Origin of the sequence: Candidatus Ornithobacterium hominis, from assembly GCF_900538215.1 — a bacterium.
GTDB lineage: Bacteria > Bacteroidota > Bacteroidia > Flavobacteriales > Weeksellaceae > Ornithobacterium > Ornithobacterium hominis.
In genome coordinates this window covers 62916-80650 of sequence record NZ_UNSD01000005.1, presented here as the reverse complement: position 1 = coordinate 80650, position 17735 = coordinate 62916, and the positions used below count along the sequence as shown (strand labels likewise).

Annotated in this window: 15 protein-coding genes; 6 read left to right on the top strand and 9 right to left on the bottom strand. The window is 37.8% G+C overall.

The window, feature by feature from the left end; all coding sequences use genetic code 11:
- Positions 1-156: 156 nt before the first annotated feature.
- The 4 genes from D5J18_RS05430 to D5J18_RS05415 form a co-directional block, all read right to left on the bottom strand.
- A complete protein-coding gene (locus D5J18_RS05430; protein WP_119058004.1) occupies positions 157-1386 on the bottom strand; it encodes a phage tail-like protein in 1230 nt (409 codons plus the stop codon).
- Positions 1387-1834: 448 nt separating this feature from the next.
- On the bottom strand, positions 1835-3172 hold the full coding sequence (gene gdhA / locus D5J18_RS05425) for an NADP-specific glutamate dehydrogenase (RefSeq protein WP_375730847.1): 1338 nt from the start codon (positions 3170-3172) through the stop codon (positions 1835-1837).
- A 93-nt stretch (positions 3173-3265) separates the two neighbouring features.
- Positions 3266-4537, bottom strand: a complete 1272-nt coding sequence (locus D5J18_RS05420) for an MFS transporter (RefSeq protein ID WP_119058138.1) — start codon at positions 4535-4537, stop codon at positions 3266-3268.
- Between the two features lie 12 nt (positions 4538-4549).
- Positions 4550-4861, bottom strand: coding sequence for a YbaB/EbfC family nucleoid-associated protein (locus tag D5J18_RS05415; protein ID WP_221407273.1), 312 nt, complete (start codon positions 4859-4861; stop codon positions 4550-4552).
- Between the two features lie 69 nt (positions 4862-4930).
- Here D5J18_RS05415 and D5J18_RS05410 point away from each other — a divergent pair, with 69 nt between their 5' ends.
- The gene (locus tag D5J18_RS05410) at positions 4931-5458 is read left to right on the top strand and encodes a hypothetical protein (protein WP_119058002.1); all 528 of its coding nucleotides are present in this window, start codon (positions 4931-4933) and stop codon (positions 5456-5458) included.
- A 1-nt stretch (position 5459) separates the two neighbouring features.
- On the opposite strand, the gene obgE is transcribed toward D5J18_RS05410, so the two are convergent.
- From obgE to D5J18_RS05385, 5 genes are all read right to left on the bottom strand, one after another.
- Positions 5460-6452: a GTPase ObgE gene (gene obgE / locus D5J18_RS05405; RefSeq protein ID WP_375730846.1), complete on the bottom strand. Its 993-nt coding sequence runs from the start codon at positions 6450-6452 to the stop codon at positions 5460-5462.
- A complete protein-coding gene (locus D5J18_RS05400; protein WP_119058000.1) occupies positions 6452-6748 on the bottom strand; it encodes a DciA family protein in 297 nt (98 codons plus the stop codon). The genes obgE and D5J18_RS05400 overlap by 1 nt, the downstream gene beginning before the upstream one ends.
- Positions 6749-6774: 26 nt before the next feature.
- On the bottom strand, positions 6775-7854 hold the full coding sequence (gene recF / locus D5J18_RS05395) for a DNA replication/repair protein RecF (RefSeq protein ID WP_119057999.1): 1080 nt from the start codon (positions 7852-7854) through the stop codon (positions 6775-6777).
- Between the two features lie 107 nt (positions 7855-7961).
- The gene (fsa, locus tag D5J18_RS05390; RefSeq protein ID WP_119057998.1) at positions 7962-8618 is read right to left on the bottom strand and encodes a fructose-6-phosphate aldolase; all 657 of its coding nucleotides are present in this window, start codon (positions 8616-8618) and stop codon (positions 7962-7964) included.
- Between the two features lie 58 nt (positions 8619-8676).
- On the bottom strand, positions 8677-9477 hold the full coding sequence (locus D5J18_RS05385) for a UbiA prenyltransferase family protein (protein WP_119057997.1): 801 nt from the start codon (positions 9475-9477) through the stop codon (positions 8677-8679).
- A gap of 102 nt (positions 9478-9579) precedes the next feature.
- On the opposite strand from D5J18_RS05385, the gene gcvP reads away from it, so the two are divergent.
- The 5 genes from gcvP (at position 9580) to rpoN (ending at position 17730) form a co-directional block, all read left to right on the top strand.
- Complete coding sequence (gene gcvP, locus D5J18_RS05380; RefSeq protein WP_119057996.1) at positions 9580-12453, top strand: aminomethyl-transferring glycine dehydrogenase; 2874 nt, start codon at positions 9580-9582, stop codon at positions 12451-12453.
- 27 nt (positions 12454-12480) lie between these two features.
- On the top strand, positions 12481-12936 hold the full coding sequence (locus tag D5J18_RS05375) for a copper resistance protein NlpE (RefSeq protein WP_119057995.1): 456 nt from the start codon (positions 12481-12483) through the stop codon (positions 12934-12936).
- A 169-nt stretch (positions 12937-13105) separates the two neighbouring features.
- Positions 13106-14650 (top strand): glycine--tRNA ligase, encoded by a 1545-nt coding sequence (locus D5J18_RS05370; RefSeq protein ID WP_119057994.1) that lies wholly within the window; start codon positions 13106-13108, stop codon positions 14648-14650.
- 149 nt (positions 14651-14799) lie between these two features.
- Positions 14800-16248 carry an asparagine--tRNA ligase gene (gene asnS / locus D5J18_RS05365; RefSeq protein WP_119057993.1) on the top strand — a complete coding sequence of 483 codons (1449 nt, stop codon included), beginning with the start codon at positions 14800-14802 and terminating at the stop codon, positions 16246-16248.
- 12 nt (positions 16249-16260) lie between these two features.
- Positions 16261-17730 (top strand): RNA polymerase factor sigma-54, encoded by a 1470-nt coding sequence (rpoN, locus tag D5J18_RS05360; protein WP_119057992.1) that lies wholly within the window; start codon positions 16261-16263, stop codon positions 17728-17730.
- Positions 17731-17735: the final 5 nt, after the last annotated feature.

Below are 17735 nucleotides of genomic sequence, written 5' to 3'. Positions count from 1 at the left end.
TCCACTCTTTGGCGTTTATTTTTTGTAGCCGCAGCTGCCTTTGCGGGATTTCCATTCCTATCCGTGCCGCAGTTTTAGCACATCATCCGTACCATATTTACCCAAAAGCATTTAGCACCCAAGTATACAAAACCAAGGCACTTAGCCGTAAATCACCTATGGGCGATCTCCCACGTGCTCTTTCGCAACTAAATCTCCACTATCGCTTACCGTTATTATCCATTTTGTCCCATTTGGGGAATCTAGAACAATGCCAGCCACATGCAAATCACCTTCCTTACTCACCGCAAGTCTTGCTCCAGATGGCTCAGAAGTCATCACTAAAGGAAATTCCTCGTTGGCTGTGGCGTGAAATCCTATGGCTATTCCGCCCGCTACTTCTGATTTAGCGTATTGCCCTATAGCAATGCTATTCTCAGCATTAGCCTGTCCCCCTCCTATAGCAGTGCTATAGTCAGCATTAGCACCAGCATCTCCCCCTATAGCAGTGCTCCAGCCAGCTTTAGCCACTCCATGTATAGCTAAGCTATGGAGACCAGTGGCTTCGGCAGTTCCTATAGCTGTAGAATAATGCCCCGTAGATTTAGTGGTTAGCCCTATGGCAATAGCTCCATGATTTCCAGCCTCTTTTATGCCTGCGGTGGCACCTCCTATAGCAATAGCATGCCCCCCATATGCTTTAGAATTTGCCCCAATAGCTGTAAGGCCATAAAATTGCCCTTGACCAGGTTCAAACACCTCTGCCCCATAGCCAATGGCTACAGACCTATTACCCTTTAGTTTTACATCAGACCCTATGCCTATACTATTCAAGCCAAATACTCCAACGTTATCGGCAGTAGACTCAAAAGGAATCGTCATGTCTATACCTGCCATATTGCTAGTAATAAGATCATCATGACCTGTATAATTTATAATAACTGGTCTCCTCTTAGCATCTACAAAACCATAGCTGATGTATCTACTAGCTCCATATACATTAGTTTCATCTAGGGTAGAATCCAATGTTTTTTGCAATCCACTGGGTTCTAGCTTTACAAAGCTTTTATCACCAGTGGTGCCATCAAAATTAAAGCGGTAATAGCCTGGTGTAGTCACATTTGCTATTGTAGGGTCTGGTAATTGGGTATAATTTTCTTCTGTTAAAGTCGTGGCAGGGGAAGTTACGTAAACAAGCATCCCGTTTTGCTCTGCCCCCAAGTTGGCTAGCATCGCCGTAAGGGCTTCGCCCGTTACTTGCGGGGTCAGTATACCCTCTGGCGTATTGCCATTGGTGTTTTTTGCTTTCACCTGTAATGTCGCCTCTGGAGCATCTGTGTTAATGCCCACCTGAGCGGTGGCCGCAACCGCTGATAATACGGCTAAAGAAAATAATAATTTCTTCATTTGTTTTAATTTTTTGGTTAATATTTTATTGATTTATTCTTTTCTTAATTAAATTTTTGCTGTTTTTTTCAACTTTTTTTTTGCTTCTTCATTTAGAAAGAGCCCCAACCCGTGAGGCTCTTTTTTTTTGAAGAAATTACTACTTCCACACAGGTGAAAATAGAAAAACCGCACAAGATTTTCTTGCACGGTTTTGCGGTTCGCTCCCGAGGGGAAGCAAAAATTATTATAAGTTACTGATAATGAGTTGTTTAGCTCATTACTTGTGTGTGTGTGTGTGTTTACACTTTATTTTGAAACTCACAAATTTCATTTGTTAAAATTTCGTTATTTTTTTGTTAAAACTTTCCGTTGAGATTTTTTCACTTTTCTCAACCTGCCCGCAAATGTATTTTACGTTTTTGAATTATGCAAATTTGTTTTGAGGTAGGTGAACTTAAATGATCATTTACACTACACCTTGTGCTAACATGGCTTCGGCTACTTTCACAAATCCAGCGATATTAGCCCCTTTCATATAATCAATTTTATCTCCTTTTTTACCGTATTTCACACACTGCTCATGAATGTCTGTCATAATATCTTTGAGCCGCTGATCAACTTCTTCCCGACTCCAATTAAGGCTCAGTGAGTTTTGAGACATTTCTAGCCCAGAGGTAGCTACTCCGCCAGCGTTACTGGCTTTTCCTGGCGAATAAAGCATTCCACTGTTCCGGAAGATGTGAATTGCCTCTGCCGTAGATGGCATATTGGCGCCTTCTACCACGGCTTGCACACCATTATCGGCTAACTTTTGTGCATCTTCTTTCTGAATCTCGTTTTGGGTTGCGCAAGGCAGTGCAATGTCACATTTTTGCCCCCATGGTTTTTCGTCTTCGAAATATTGAGCATCATTGTATTGCTCGGTGTATTCTTTGATTCGCCCTCGCTTTTCGTTTTTAAGTTGTTTGATGAATTCTAATTTTTCTTCATTGATTCCGTTTTCATCATAAATATATCCTGAAGAGTCTGAAAGAGTTAAAACTTTTCCGCCTAGCTCGATGGCTTTTTCTGCGGCAAACTGTGCTACGTTTCCTGAACCTGAAATCACAAAACTCTTTCCGTCAATACTCTCTCCGATTCTCTCAAGCATATTCTGCACAAAGTAGATGACACCGTAGCCAGTGGCTTCTGGCCTTATCAAAGACCCGCCATATTCTAATCCTTTGCCCGTAAGTACTCCTGTGAATTCATTGGCTAATTTTTTGTACATGCCAAAGAGGTAACCGATTTCTCTGGATCCTACACCTATATCACCAGCTGGGATGTCGGTATTTGGGCCAATGTGGCGATAAAGCTCTGCCATGAAGCTTTGGCAGAATCGCATGATTTCTGCATCAGATTTTCCTTTGGGGTCAAAGTTGGAGCCGCCTTTTCCTCCACCCATCGGTAATGTCGTTAAGCTATTTTTGAATGTTTGCTCAAAGGCTAAAAACTTCAAAATACTAAGGTTAACACTTGGGTGAAATCTTATCCCTCCTTTGTAAGGGCCTATGGCAGAATTCATCTCAATACGGTAACCTTTGTTTACTTGTATTTCGCCTTGGTCATCTACCCATGGCACACGGAACATGATTATACGCTCGGGCTCAGCTATGCGTTCCAATAGTTTTTTGTTTTGGTATCTTTCGTTTTCTTCTATGAATGGTAAAATAGATTCTGCTATTTCTTCTACTGCTTGATGAAATTCGGGTTCATTGGGGTTATTTTCTTTTATTTTTTGAATAAATTTTTCTAGTAAACTCATGATTATATTTTTAAAGTATAAATTTAAAAAAATTAAATTTCCTCTCAGCCATTTTAATTCTTATTCTTTTGATGATAAAACTTCTGTTTTTTTTTAAGCCTTTATTTTTTTTGAAATTAATTTTAAAAGAAAAATTGAAAGAATGAAGAATGTAGCTAGGCACAAAGCTGAATATTGCATGCTGCCCGTGAGATACAAAACCTGAGCGAAAATAAAGCTGCCTAAAATCAGTGCTAATTTCTCTACAATGTCAAAAAAACTGAAGTAAATGGCATTGTCTCCCGTAGGTGGTAATAACTTGGAATAAAATGACCGTGCCAAGGCTTGGACTCCGCCCAGTACTAAACCTACGAAGGCTCCTAGTGCATAAAATTTATACATGACCCATGGGTCGTCTTTTCGCATGAGAAAGGCGCCGATGCAAATCCCCGTCCATATCAATAAGCCTAATTGCAGAGCTTTGATGTTTCCTAACTTTAAAGATAGCCACGAGAATAAATAAGAACCTGCTACGGCTACAAATTGAATTAATAAAATTGTGATAATTAAATTCTTCGCCGGCAGGTCTAATTCTTGGTCGCCAAAGCGAGTTGCCATATAATTGATGGTTTGGATCCCAATACTCAAGCTGAAAAATGAAATGAGAAAATACTTTAAACGCTCGTACTTAAAAAGTTTCTTCCCGACTTTTATCAATTCCAAATGTGCGGAGCTGAATAAAGATTTCTGAGTTTTGCTAGTTGGCTGTGAGTAACTTGCTGGCAAATACCGAAAGGTAATTTGTGCAAAACCTATCCACCACAATGCTACCAGTAAAAATGAATACCGCGTGAGTGAAGTGTCTACAAACAGAATGAGAGCTAAACATATAATTAGTAAAATTGCTGAACCAATGTATCCGTACACAAAACCAACGGCAGATAACTGATCTTGCTTTTCTTTGGTAGCGATTTCTGGCAAGTAGGCATTGTAGAATACCAAGCTCCCCCAGTAGCCAACGCTGGCTAAAATACTCCCGAAGATTCCTATCCATAAATTTTCTAAGCCTGTAAAAAAATAAAGTGAAGCGCAACCAGTGGCTCCCAGCCAAGAAAAAATCTTGAGAAATCGTTTTTTATCACCCATTTGGTCTGAAATAGCTGATAAAATTGGTGAAATCAAAACAACAATGATGAATGATGTGGTGATGGAATAAGAGTACAGTATATCTTTGTCTGAAAATAAAATTCCTAAAAATTTTACTCCCGCCGTATCATCTAAAATTTCACCATAATAAATTGGGAAAATAGCCGTAGTGATGACCAAGGAATATACGCTATTCGCCCAATCATAAAAAGCCCAAGCCCATTGTTGTTTCTTTAGCATTATTGCCATTATTTAAAATCCCATGCCAGGGATACTCGGCAGTCCTTTTCTTGCTTCTGCTTCTACTTGATTATCAAAATCTTTTTGTGCTTTTTCTAAGGCTTTATTTAAAGTTAAAATTATATAATCAATCAATTGTTCTTTATCTTCTAACAACTCATCATCGATTTGAATGTTTTTTAAACGTCCGTTTTTGTAAACCTCTACGCTTAGCAACTGATCTCCAGTTTTTTCTTCTATCGTTTCCTGGCTCAATTTCTTCTTTAGAGTTTCTACACGCTGTTGGGATTCTTGCAATTGCCCCAGCATTTTCATCATATCCATATTCAAAATTTTGTGCCAATATAATTATTTAATAAGAGATTATTTCTATTTTTGGCATAAATTATCACGATGCGTTGCTATTATATTTTTCTATTCTTTATTTTCTTTTGTTGCCAATCAAAAAACATAGAATCTGTGGAAGCCAAGCCTCTAGAAATCACCAATGAAGAATTATTTAATTATATAGAGTATTGCAATGATCGTTTTAATTTTTGCTTCAGTTACCCCAGTCATTTTTCTGCACAGCCTAGCTCTGCCAATGGTGATGGGAAAACTTTTATCAATAAATTAGATGATGCTAAAATCGTTGCTTTTGGAGAGTTGGATTATGATAATGCAGGGCTAGAACCTCATCTTCATTTCATACAAAATCAAATCAAAATTCAAGATTCTGCTAGAGTTCCTTATGGCTATAATTTCATAGGCTTTGGTAAAAATGATGGGAAAATCTACCACGAGAGAATTCTGATAAAGGAGAAAGAGGACGCTAACAGCAAAGTCAACGTGATTTATTCCATTCAACTTTCTTACCCTCAAAAACATCGAAAGAAGTATACACAGCTTTGGGCTAATTTAATGGGAAATTTAAAAATTTGAATCAGCTTTCGCTCTTTATTTTATTCCACAGTAAATCCTTTAATTGATTTAAATTCTGTTGTGCCACTGATGAAATAAAAACATGCGGAACGTCTTTTGGTAATTTTTTGGTAATTTCTTCTTTCAGTTCATCATCCAACATATCACTTTTTGAAATAGCTAAAACTCGCTCTTTATCTAGTAATTCAGGATTGTAATTTCTCAATTCCGTGATTAGGATTTCATATTCTTTGGCGTAATCCTCCGCATCGGCAGAAATGAGCAATAACAAGACTGCATTCCGCTCTATATGCCTGAGGAATCGATGCCCTAGGCCTTTCCCTTCTGCTGCTCCTTCAATAATTCCCGGTATATCGGCCATTACAAAAGATTGATGATTCCTGTATTCTACAATACCCAAATTAGGAGTTAAGGTAGTGAATTGATAATCAGCAATTTTAGGTTTAGCTGCTGTGATGACAGACAGTAGCGTAGATTTCCCTGCATTGGGGAATCCCACCAATCCTACATCTGCCAACACTTTTAGTTCAAAAATTATGCTCATTTCTTCACCATTTTCCCCGGGCTGGGCATACCTCGGCGTTTGGTTAGTTGCCGAGCGAAAATGCCAATTCCCTAAGCCTCCACGTCCACCTTTTAGCAAGATTTTTTCCTGTTGATTTTCCGTAATTTCAAAAATTTGTTCACCATTTTCATCTTTCACCACCGTGCCGAGCGGAACTTCAATATAAACATCTTCACCATCTGCACCCGTAGAGCGTTGCTTGCCGCCAGGCTTCCCATTCTCTGCGTGCAAATGGCGAGTATAGCGTAAGTGGAAAAGCGTCCATAATTGGTCGTTCCCCCGTACAATTACGTGCCCACCTCTACCACCATCACCGCCATCAGGCCCGCCTTTGGGTATGTATTTCTCTCGGCGCAAATGCGAGGAGCCAGCTCCACCTTTCCCGCTACTGACATTAATTTTCACATGGTCTATAAAGTTATCTTGCATTATAAAAATTTTAAATCTTGAATAAATTCCTCTCCTATGCCTTCGTTAAGATGAGCAATTATTTTACTCTTTCCAAAAGAAAGTTCTTCCTTCAGCGCTGGTGAATTTAGCTTCACATACATAATACGTTTTTTCACATAAATGCGCTCGGTGTAACTCTTTAAAAAACCACCCATTTCCTCCTCCCATGCATCTTCTGCCATACTCTGTAGTACTCGTTCTTCCATGCCGTGCCAACGGATAAATTCTTTTACCGCCTCGCCTACTGTCATTTCATTTTTTCTCCTTCTCATCATAATTTTTTTAAGGCTTAAAAAATTTTTTAATAAAGATGAAACACCTGATGCTCTTCATTAATTTTTTTCAAAACTTTCGTTGTCCGCTCAGGGTGTGTATCGCTCAAAAATATTTGCCCGAAGTGCTCATGATTTACCAAACTGATGATTTGCTCTACCCGAGATTCATCTAGTTTATCAAAAATATCATCTAAAAGTAGAATCGGGGTAATTTGCGTCTGTTTTTTTATCATTTCCAGTTCCGCTAGCTTTAGTGCTATTAAAAAAGATTTTTGCTGCCCTTGTGAACCAAATTTTTTAATTCGATTCCCCCCTAATTTAAATTCCAAATCATCTTTATGTACTCCCGCTGTGGTGTGTTGCAAAAGTCGGTCTTTTTCTAAGGCTTTTCTGAGGAAATCGGTAGGGTTTTCTTGCAATTGACTTTGGTAAGAAATATCAACACTTTCTTTACCTGTTGAAATTTGATCGTAATACGATTTAAAAATCGGGATGAATCCTTTCAAAAACTCTTCTCTTTTGAGGTAAATATTTTGGCTTAATTCTAAAATTTCTTTATCAAAAATAGTAAGCTGCAATTCATTAAATGTACGATTGGCCGCAAAATATTTCAACAAAGCATTTCGCTGCTGCAATACCTTATTGTACCTGAGTAAATCAGCCAAATAAAGCGCATCTGACTGAGAGATAATTCGGTCTATAAATTTACGCCGAACATCGCTTCCTTCTGTAATTAAATCACGGTCTGCTGGCGAAATAATGACTACGGGGAAGCTCCCTACGTGGTCTGCCATTCGCTCATATTTTTTTTTATTACGCTGAACTTGTTTTTTTTCGCCTTTTTTTACGCTGACTTGCACCCATTCTTCTTTTTCATTTTTCTCAAACCAACCTTCTAGAAAAAAAAACTCTTCGCCAAAGTGTATATTCTGCGCATCGATGTGATTAAAATAACTTTTAAAAAAACTTAAATAATAAATCGCATCCAGAACATTGGTCTTCCCCATGCCGTTATTGCCCACGAATGCATTGATTCTAGGCGAAAAATCATAACTTTTTTCTTGAAAATTTTTAAAATGAACGAGATGGATTTTCTTGAGATACATTTAATTTCTTTCGGGCTTAGAGCCAATTTACTTTTTGTCGTTTTTTTTTGACTAAATATTTTTTAAGGCTTAAATAATTTAAAAAAAATAAAAATTCATTTCTGCCTTTAGAGATTTCCTTTTTTATAATCGTTTAAAAATCTTTCTAAGCCAATGTCTGTCAACGGATGATTGAGCAAAGCTGAAATCACCGCCAGTGGTGTGGTAACAACATCTGCACCAATCAATGCACACTGGTGAATATGCATAGGATGACGAACAGAGGCTGCTAAAATTTCTGTCATAAATTCATAATTATCATAAATCTCGCGAATATCTTCTATCAACTGCAAGCCATCTGCGGATATGTCATCTAATCTGCCAACGAACGGCGAAACATAAGTGGCCCCGGCTTTGGCTGCCAAAAGAGCTTGCGATGCCGAAAAAACCAAAGTGCAATTGGTTCTAATGCCGTTTTGAGAAAAATAATGAATCGCTTTCAGCCCATTCTTTATCATGGGAACCTTCACCACGATTTGCTCATGAAGTTCTGCTAGCGTTTCACCCTCCTTTATGATTCCATCAAAATCGGTAGCGATGACTTCTGCACTCACATCCCCGTCGACTAATTCACATATTTTTTTATAATGATTTAAAATGTTTTTTTCACCCGTGATGCCTTCTTTTGCCATGAGAGACGGATTTGTCGTCACGCCATCTAAAATTCCTAGAGCTGCAGCTTCTTCTATTTCGCTTAAATTGGCTGTATCTATAAAAAATTTCATGCAATATTTATTTGCTTCAAAATTAAGGATTTTATTTTTTTAAGGCTTAGAAAATTTTTTAATTCAAAAGCTGAAGCATTCCATAAATGAGCAAGGGCATCGCAGATAGGATTTCAACCCAAAAGCTTACAAAGTATTTTTTAGAAAATTTTGAGGATTTTTTGAATAAAAAAGAAGCTAGCACCACCGTTAATAAAAAACTGAAAATAAATGAATTAACTATTGTCTCCTGTGCTAAAATGAAAAACAGAACTGATAAAACAAGTACCCGATTTGCTAATTTCAAACTTTGCTCTTTCCCTAGCTCTTGCGGTAAGGTTTTCAGCTCAGCAGCATCAGAATCTGAGTCTCGCCAATCAAAAGGAATACTAATAGCCAATACAAACAAAAAAATACTAACCCACAGCAAAAGGGTTTGAATTCCAATCAATTCACCTGAATCTAAAATCGGAAGAAAAACAATGCTACTCGCCCAAATACTGGCTATAATGAAAATTTTAAGCCTTTGAATTTTTCTGAAATTTTTACCTAAAAGTGGGAACGAATATTGCAGGCTAAGCACTGCTAAAAAAGCCAATAGCAATAGGGTTTCTGTCTTCAAATAAACAAAACCAATAATTGCTGCTAATAAACCTGATAATAAACTTGGTAATAAAATATGAAAACTGAAAATTTTAAAATTTATTTGCTGACTATGTACGGCTAATCTGTACATCGATAGTGTTGCTAAAAATTGAATAATAAGTAAATTGATGTTGATTTCATTTAAATTTAATTGAATAAAGAAAGCCAATGCTGTACAACATATCGCTACCCAAATTTGGTTTTCTACCCATCGAATTTTCCATTTTTTTAGCATCGGTTGAATAAATTGTGGAAATCTTTAAGCCTCAATGATTTTTAGATAAATTCAAAAGTATGTAAATTTATTCTTTAAATTTTAAAAATAAATCTTTCATCCATGAATACGAACGACTTTTCGCTCCGACACATTGGCGTGCATGGCGCAGACCAAGAGGAAATGCTAAAGAACATTGGCGCTAGCAGTATTGACCAATTAATTAATGAAGCTTTGCCAGAAAATATCCGAATAAGCGAAGATATTAATTTACCAAACGCTTTGACTGAGCTAGAGCTTTCTCGTCATATGCAGGCTTTGGGGTCTTTGAATAAAATTTACAGAAGCTACATTGGTTTTGGCTACCACAACACGATTTTGCCACCGGTGATTCAGCGAAATATTTTAGAAAACCCAGGGTGGTACACGGCTTACACGCCTTACCAAGCAGAAATCGCTCAAGGTCGCTTGCAAGCTTTACTGAATTTCCAAACGATGGTCTCTGACTTGACGGCGCTTCCCATAGCCAATGCTTCTTTGCTAGACGAAGGAACCGCTGCAGCTGAGGCCATGTCAATGTTTTTTTCTTCACGCACAAGGGAGCAGAAGAAAAATAATGTAAATAAATTTTTCGTTTCTGATTTAATTTTACCACAAACTTTATCTGTCTTAGAGACTAAAGCTTCTGGCTTAGGTATAGAAATTGTTACAGGAAATCATGAAAATATTGAATTAACTAGTGCTTTTTTTGGCGCCTTAGTTCAGTATCCTGGGAAGCATGGCGAACTCCACGATTATTCTGACTTTGTAGAGAAAGCACACCATGCTGAAATACAGGTAGCTATGGCGGCAGATATTCTCTCCTTGGTTTTACTAAGAGCGCCTGGCGAATTTGGTGTAGATGCGGCTATCGGGACAACACAACGATTTGGGATTCCGATGGGGTTCGGTGGGCCACATGCGGCTTACATGGCTTGCCAAGAAAAATATAAAAGGGAAATCCCAGGGAGGATTATTGGACTTAGTCAAGACAGTAATGGAAAACCTGCCCTGCGTATGGCTTTGCAAACAAGAGAACAGCACATCAAGCGCCAAAAAGCAACCTCTAATATTTGTACTGCACAAGTTTTACTAGCTGTGATGGCAGGAATGTATGCCGTTTACCACGGGCCAAATGGCCTAAAGTATATTGCCGAAACAATTCATAAAAAGGCGGTTTATTTAGCTCAAGTTCTTAAAGAATTAAATTTTGAAGTTTTAGATAATGACTTTTTTGATACAATTCGCGTTTCGACAAAAGGAATCGACCGCTATCAATTAAAATCTCTATTGGAATCTTACGAGATCAACATTAATTTCTTTCATCCCGATTTTGTGAGCATTTCGCTAGACGATCTAGATGTTGCTACCGACGAAGGCTTTAAAGATTTAATCAGCGGATTTGCTAAATACCAAGGTGTAGAATATAAATTTGAAATGCCTGATACGATTGAAAGCAAAATTCCTAAAGCCTTAAAAAGGTCTTCTGATTTTTTAACGCATGAAAATTTCAATCTCTACCATACCGAAACAGAATTAATGCGCTACATCAAGCGACTAGAAAAGAAAGACTTAGCCCTAAATCACTCGATGATTCCACTGGGCTCTTGTACTATGAAATTGAATGCTGCTGCAGAAATGCTACCGCTGAGTAAAGCAGAGTTTGGCTCTATTCATCCCTTTGCCCCACAAGATCAAACACAGGGGTATTTAACACTAATTAATAACTTAGAAAATTATCTTTCAGAAATTACTGGCTTTGCCAGCACTTCTCTCCAGCCAAACTCAGGTGCACAAGGAGAATACGCAGGGCTGATGGTGATAAAAGAATACCTGAAAAGCATTGGGCAAACACAAAGGAATGTGGTTGTGATTCCAGAAAGCGCACACGGAACCAATCCCGCTTCTGCTGTATTGACAGGACTAAATGTCGTCATCGTCAAAAATCTTGAGAATGGAGAATTTGACATCGAAGATTTAAAAGCTAAAGTAGAGAAACATAAGAATGAACTAGCTGCTCTGATGGTTACTTACCCCTCTACTTACGGTTTTTTTGATGACAACATCAAGGAAGTAATAAAAATCATTCATGAAAATGGAGGCCAAGTTTACATGGATGGTGCAAATATGAATGCTCAAGTAGGTTTAACCAATCCGTACAATGTCGGGGCAGATGTTTGTCATTTAAATTTACACAAAACCTTTGCCATCCCACACGGTGGCGGTGGCCCTGGTGTTGGGCCGATTTGTGTAGCAGAACATCTAAAGGAATTTTTACCAGGCAATCCAAATGTAAACTCTGGAAGCGATACAGAAAAAGGACTTTATGCCATTTCCTCAGCCCCATTTGGCTCAGCTTTGATTCACAGCATTTCATATTCCTACATCCGATTACTGGGTAGCGCAGGATTGAAGCGCAGCACACAATTTGCCATTTTAAATGCCAATTACCTCAAAAAAAGATTAGAAACAGCTTATGACGTTTTGTTTACCAATAAAAATGGTCGCGTAGCGCATGAAATGATCATCGATTTTCGTCCGTTTAAAAAATATGGCATAGAAGTTGTAGACATAGCTAAACGTCTAATGGATTATGGTTTTCATGCTCCTACAGTTTCTTTCCCCGTGGCGGGCACGCTAATGATAGAGCCTACCGAGAGTGAAAGTAAAGCAGAGCTAGACCGATTTGTTGAAGCTCTACTCGAAATCAAAAAAGAAATTGATGAAATTGCAAATGGAAACTACCCAGAAGACAATAATGTCTTAAAAAATGCGCCTCACACCACAGCAATTTTAACAGCTGATAAATGGAGTTTTGGATATTCAAGACAAAAAGCCGCTTATCCGCTAGAATGGGTAAGAGAGCGGAAATTTTGGCCAAGTGTTTCACGTATAGATGATGCTTATGGCGACAGAAACCTCATCTGTACTTGTCCACCAACCGAAGATTATAAATAAAAACCTAATTAAATATATTATTAAAAAATGATGAAAAAAACAATTTTAATGGCTGCAGCTGCCGCATTTGTATTAACCTCATGTGAAAAGAAAGCTGAAAATGTAGAAACTCAAGAACCTGTTTCTGTAGTAGATGAAACTCACGATAGCCATGAGATGGCTGCTACAGAGTCTTGGGTTGGAACCTATGCAGGAACTTTGCCTTGCGCAGATTGCCCTGGTATCGAAACTGAAATCATGTTACACCATGACAACACTTACATGAAATCAGAAAAATACTTGGAAACAGAAGGTGAAAACGAGTCAAAAGAAGACGGTACCATTACTTGGAATGCAGATAAAACTCAGTTTACTTTAACTCCTAATGGAGATAAAGCTCCAGCTTCTTTCAAAGTAAGTGAAGGTAAAATCACATTGCTAAATGCAGACGGTACTGAAGTAACTGGCGAAACAGCAGAGACTTATGTTTTAGTTAAGAAATAATTTTCTTTTTATAAAAATCAACAATCCTCTACTTTTAAGGGAAACCTTAGATTTAGAGGATTTTTTGATTTAAAGTTTATTTTAAAATTTTTTAAGCCTTAAAAAAATTTAAGTTTCTTCAAAAATTTAACCGTATTGTTTACTTTTGTTCATTCGAAAAAATAAAAATATGGCACAACAAGAAGATCAACTCAAAAATGTGATTTCTCATGCAAAAGAATACGGATACATTTTCCCCTCCAGTGATATCTATGACGGTCTATCAGCAACCTATGATTATGGACAAAACGGTGTTTTGCTAAAAAACAACATCAAAGAATATTGGTGGAAGAGTATGATTCAATTGCACGAAAATATTGTAGGAATTGATGCCGCTATTTTTATGCACCCCACCACTTGGAAGGCTTCGGGGCATATAGACGCTTTCAACGACCCGATGATTGACAACAAAGATAGCAAAAAACGATATCGTGCCGATGTTTTGGTAGAAGACCACATTGCTAAAATCGAAGCTAAAATCGAGAAAGAAATTACTAAAGCAGCTAAGCGATTTGGTGATGAATTTGATACTGAAATGTTCAAAAAAACCAACCCGAGAGTTCAACGCTACTTGATTGAAATTAATGAAATATCTTCTCGATTGGCTAAATCGTTAACAGATAATGACTTGGCTGACGTCAAATTATTGATCGAAGAATTAGGCATCGCAGACCCCGTGAGTGGCAGTAAAAACTGGACAGATGTAAGGCAATTCAATCTGATGTTTGGCACGCAGCTAGGCTCAGTCGCAGAGCAAAGTCAGACTTTGTACCTCAGGCCAGAAACAGCTCAGGGTATTTTTGTGAATTTTTTGAATGTTCAACGCACGGGGCGAATGAAAGTTCCCTTCGGAATCGCTCAAATTGGTAAAGCTTTTAGAAATGAAATTGTCGCTCGTCAATTTATATTTAGAATGCGAGAATTTGAGCAAATGGAGATGCAATTTTTTGTGACGCCAGGTACCGAGCTAGAAGCTTACGAAGCTTGGAAGCAAAAAAGAATGCAATGGCACCTCAATCTAGGCTTGGGTGAGGCCAATTACCGTTTTCACAATCATGAGAAATTGGCTCATTATGCCAATGCAGCAGCTGATATTGAATTTAATTTCCCTTTTGGGTTTAAGGAATTGGAAGGAATTCACTCCCGCACTGATTTTGATTTAAGACAACATGAGCAACATTCAGGAAAGAAATTACAATACTTTGACCCCGAACAGCAAAAAAATTATATTCCTTATGTGATTGAAACTTCCATTGGGCTCGACCGAATGTTTTTAGCCGTATTTTCTTCCGCTTTGAAGAATGAAGAGCTGGAAGACGGCAGTGAGCGCGTCGTGCTAAAAATTCCAGCAGCACTAGCGCCCATCAAAGCTGCAATTTTACCACTCATCAAAAAAGATGGATTACCTGAGCTCGCTCATCAAATTTTAAATGATTTAAAGTTTGATTTCAATATTGAGTTTGATGAGAAAGATAGTATCGGTAAGCGCTACCGCCGCCACGATGCTATTGGCACACCATTTTGCATCACTATCGACCATGATTCTCTAGAAAATCAAACAGTAACAGTGAGAGACCGCGACAGCATGAGTCAAGAACGAATTTCAATTGAAAATCTCAGAAGTTACCTCAGTAAAAGAGTTAGTTTAAATGCTTTACTAAAAAATTTAGAGTGAGAAAATTTGTAGATTTTTTTTTAAAGGCTTAGAAAATTTTCCCTAAGCCTTTTGAATTTTTGATCTTTTTCATCAAAAATCATACCTCAAGACTTTATATGTGTTAAAATTTAAGTACATTTGTAGAGATTCAAAATATGTAAAAAAGCATGATTTTATACACTATTAAAGAATTAATCGAGAAAGGGAAAAATGCTATCCACGAAGACGTTATCGTAAAAGGTTGGGTAAAATCTTTCCGCAGCAATCGCTTTATTGCTTTAAATGATGGTTCTTCGTTGCAAAACATTCAAATCGTCGTAGATTTTGACTCAATGAGTGAAACGGAATTAAAAGAAATCACCATTGGCTCTTCACTCAAAGTCATTGGTTCTGTCGTTGAAAGCCAAGGGAGAGGGCAAGAAATTGAAATTCAAGCCCAGAAAACATCCGTATATGGCCAGGCGAATCCTGAGGAAGTGCAAGAAACTATTCTGCAGCCCAAAAAGCACAGCTTAGAATTTCTAAGAGAGCAAGCGCATTTAAGGTTCAGAACCAACACGTTCGGTGCCATTATGCGTATTCGCCATCATGCGATGTTTGCAATTCATGATTATTTCAACAAAAAAGGATTTTTCTATATCAATACGCCCATCATTACTGGAAGCGATGCTGAGGGGGCGGGTGAGATGTTTCATGTCACAAACTTTTCTTTGGAGAATTTACCTAAAAATGAGGCGAATGAAATTGATTATTCACAAGATTTTTTTGGTAAAAAAACCAATTTGACGGTTTCGGGGCAATTAGAAGCTGAGGCTGCTGCAATGGGGTTGGGTAAAGTTTATACTTTTGGCCCTACCTTTAGAGCTGAAAATTCAAATACAAGTCGTCATTTAGCTGAGTTTTGGATGATTGAGCCAGAGGTAGCTTTCAATGATTTGGATGATAATATGGATTTGGCTGAAGATTTTCTAAAATCAGTCATCGCATATCTTTTTCAGCATTGCCAAGATGATTTACAATTTTTGGACGAACGTTTTGCTCAAATTCAAAAGGAAAAACCTAAAAATGAACGTACTGAACTGGGGCTGATAGAACGCTTACAATATGTGCTGAAAAATAAATTTGTGCGTCTCTCTTACACTGAGGCTATTGAAATATTGAAAAATAGTAAGCCTAATAAGAAGAAGAAATTTAATTACTTAATCGAAGAATGGGGTGCTGATTTGCAATCAGAACACGAGCGTTATTTAGTTGAAAAACACTTTAATTCTCCAGTGATTTTATTTGACTATCCTGCAAAGATTAAGGCTTTTTACATGCGTTTAAACAATGACCAAAAAACTGTTCGTGCGATGGATGTTCTTTTCCCTGGAATCGGAGAAATTATCGGTGGTTCGCAGCGTGAGGAGCGTTTGGATGTTCTCAAACAAAAAATGACGGAACATAATATCGATGAGAAGGAATTGTGGTGGTATCTCGATACACGAAGATTTGGTAGCGTCCCACACAGTGGCTTTGGCTTAGGTTTAGAACGATTAATCTTGTTTGTAACAGGAATGGGAAATATCCGTGATGTTATTCCTTTCCCTCGATATCCTAAAAACGCTGAATTTTAACTTGTTATCAAAATGCTAAAACAAGAATTACAACAGAAACTTCAACAGAAATTATCTCCTCAGCAAATCCAGCTGATGAAACTTGTGCAATTGCCGACTGTAGCCTTCGAGCAACGAGTAAAAGAGGAAATGGAGGAAAATCCTGCTCTAGAGGATCAGCCAGATTATGAAGAAGATGACCTCTTTAAAGATAATTCTGATGAATTGTATAATGATGAGATGGCGGAACGTGATAGCATTGATGATATTGAAATTAATGTGGATGAATATTTGAGTGATGATGAATTTCCTTCTTATAAATCTTATACCAACAATTATAGCGCTGATGATGACGAAAAAAGTATTCCCTACGCTCAGGGAACCACTTTCTATGACCACCTGAAAGAGCAACTCCACATGTTTCGACTGGATGAACAGGATTTGGCTTTGGCTGATTTTCTCATCGGGAATTTGGATGAAGATGGCTATTTACGCAGAGAAGTTCGTTCTATTGTTGATGATTTAGCTTTTAATCTCAATATTTCTACTACAGAAGAACATCTGACGCATTTGCTAGAAGATTACATTCAGCGGCTCAGCCCTACTGGTGTTGGCGCTAGAGATTTAAAGGAATGTTTGCTCTTACAGTTAAAACGAAAAACTCAAACCGATGAGGTGGAATTGGCTTATGAATTAATCAATCAATCGTTTGACAGTTTTGCGAAGAAGCATTACAAAAAATTGCTTAAAAAATTTGACATTGACGAGGAAGAACTGCGCAATGCTATCGAAGAAATAGAAGGATTAAACCCCAAGCCAGGAAAAGCTTTTGGTGGAAACACTAAAATCATAGAGCACATTGTTCCTGATTTTACAATCCGTATCATTGAAGGTGAACTGGAATTGACACTGAACGGGAGAAATGCTCCGCAACTGCATGTTTCTCGGCAATATGCAGAAATGTTTGATACTTATAAAAAATCCGAAAATAAGAACAAAGAGCAAAAAAAAGCCGTTCTTTTTGTCAAACAAAAATTAGATGCAGCCAAATGGTTTATCGAAGCCATTCAACAACGGCAAAATACACTGATGGCTACAATGACGGCCATTATGAATTACCAAAAGGATTATTTCTTGACTGGTGATGATAGAGACATCCGCCCGATGATATTAAAGGATATTGCAGAAATCGTCGATATGGATATTTCTACCATTTCTCGGGTAGCTAATTCTAAATACGTCAACACACCATATGGAACGTTCTTGATAAAAGAACTTTTCTCTGAAAGTATGACTAATGATGATGGCGAGGAAGTTTCTACACGAGAAATAAAGAAAATCTTATCTGAAATCGTAGAAAATGAAAATAAACGTAAACCCCTTACCGACGAAAAATTAGCTAAAAAATTGAAAGAAAACGGCTATTCTATCGCTCGCCGTACGGTTGCCAAATACCGTGAACAGCTCAGCATTCCTGTAGCACGGCTGCGAAAAGAAATTTAATAAGC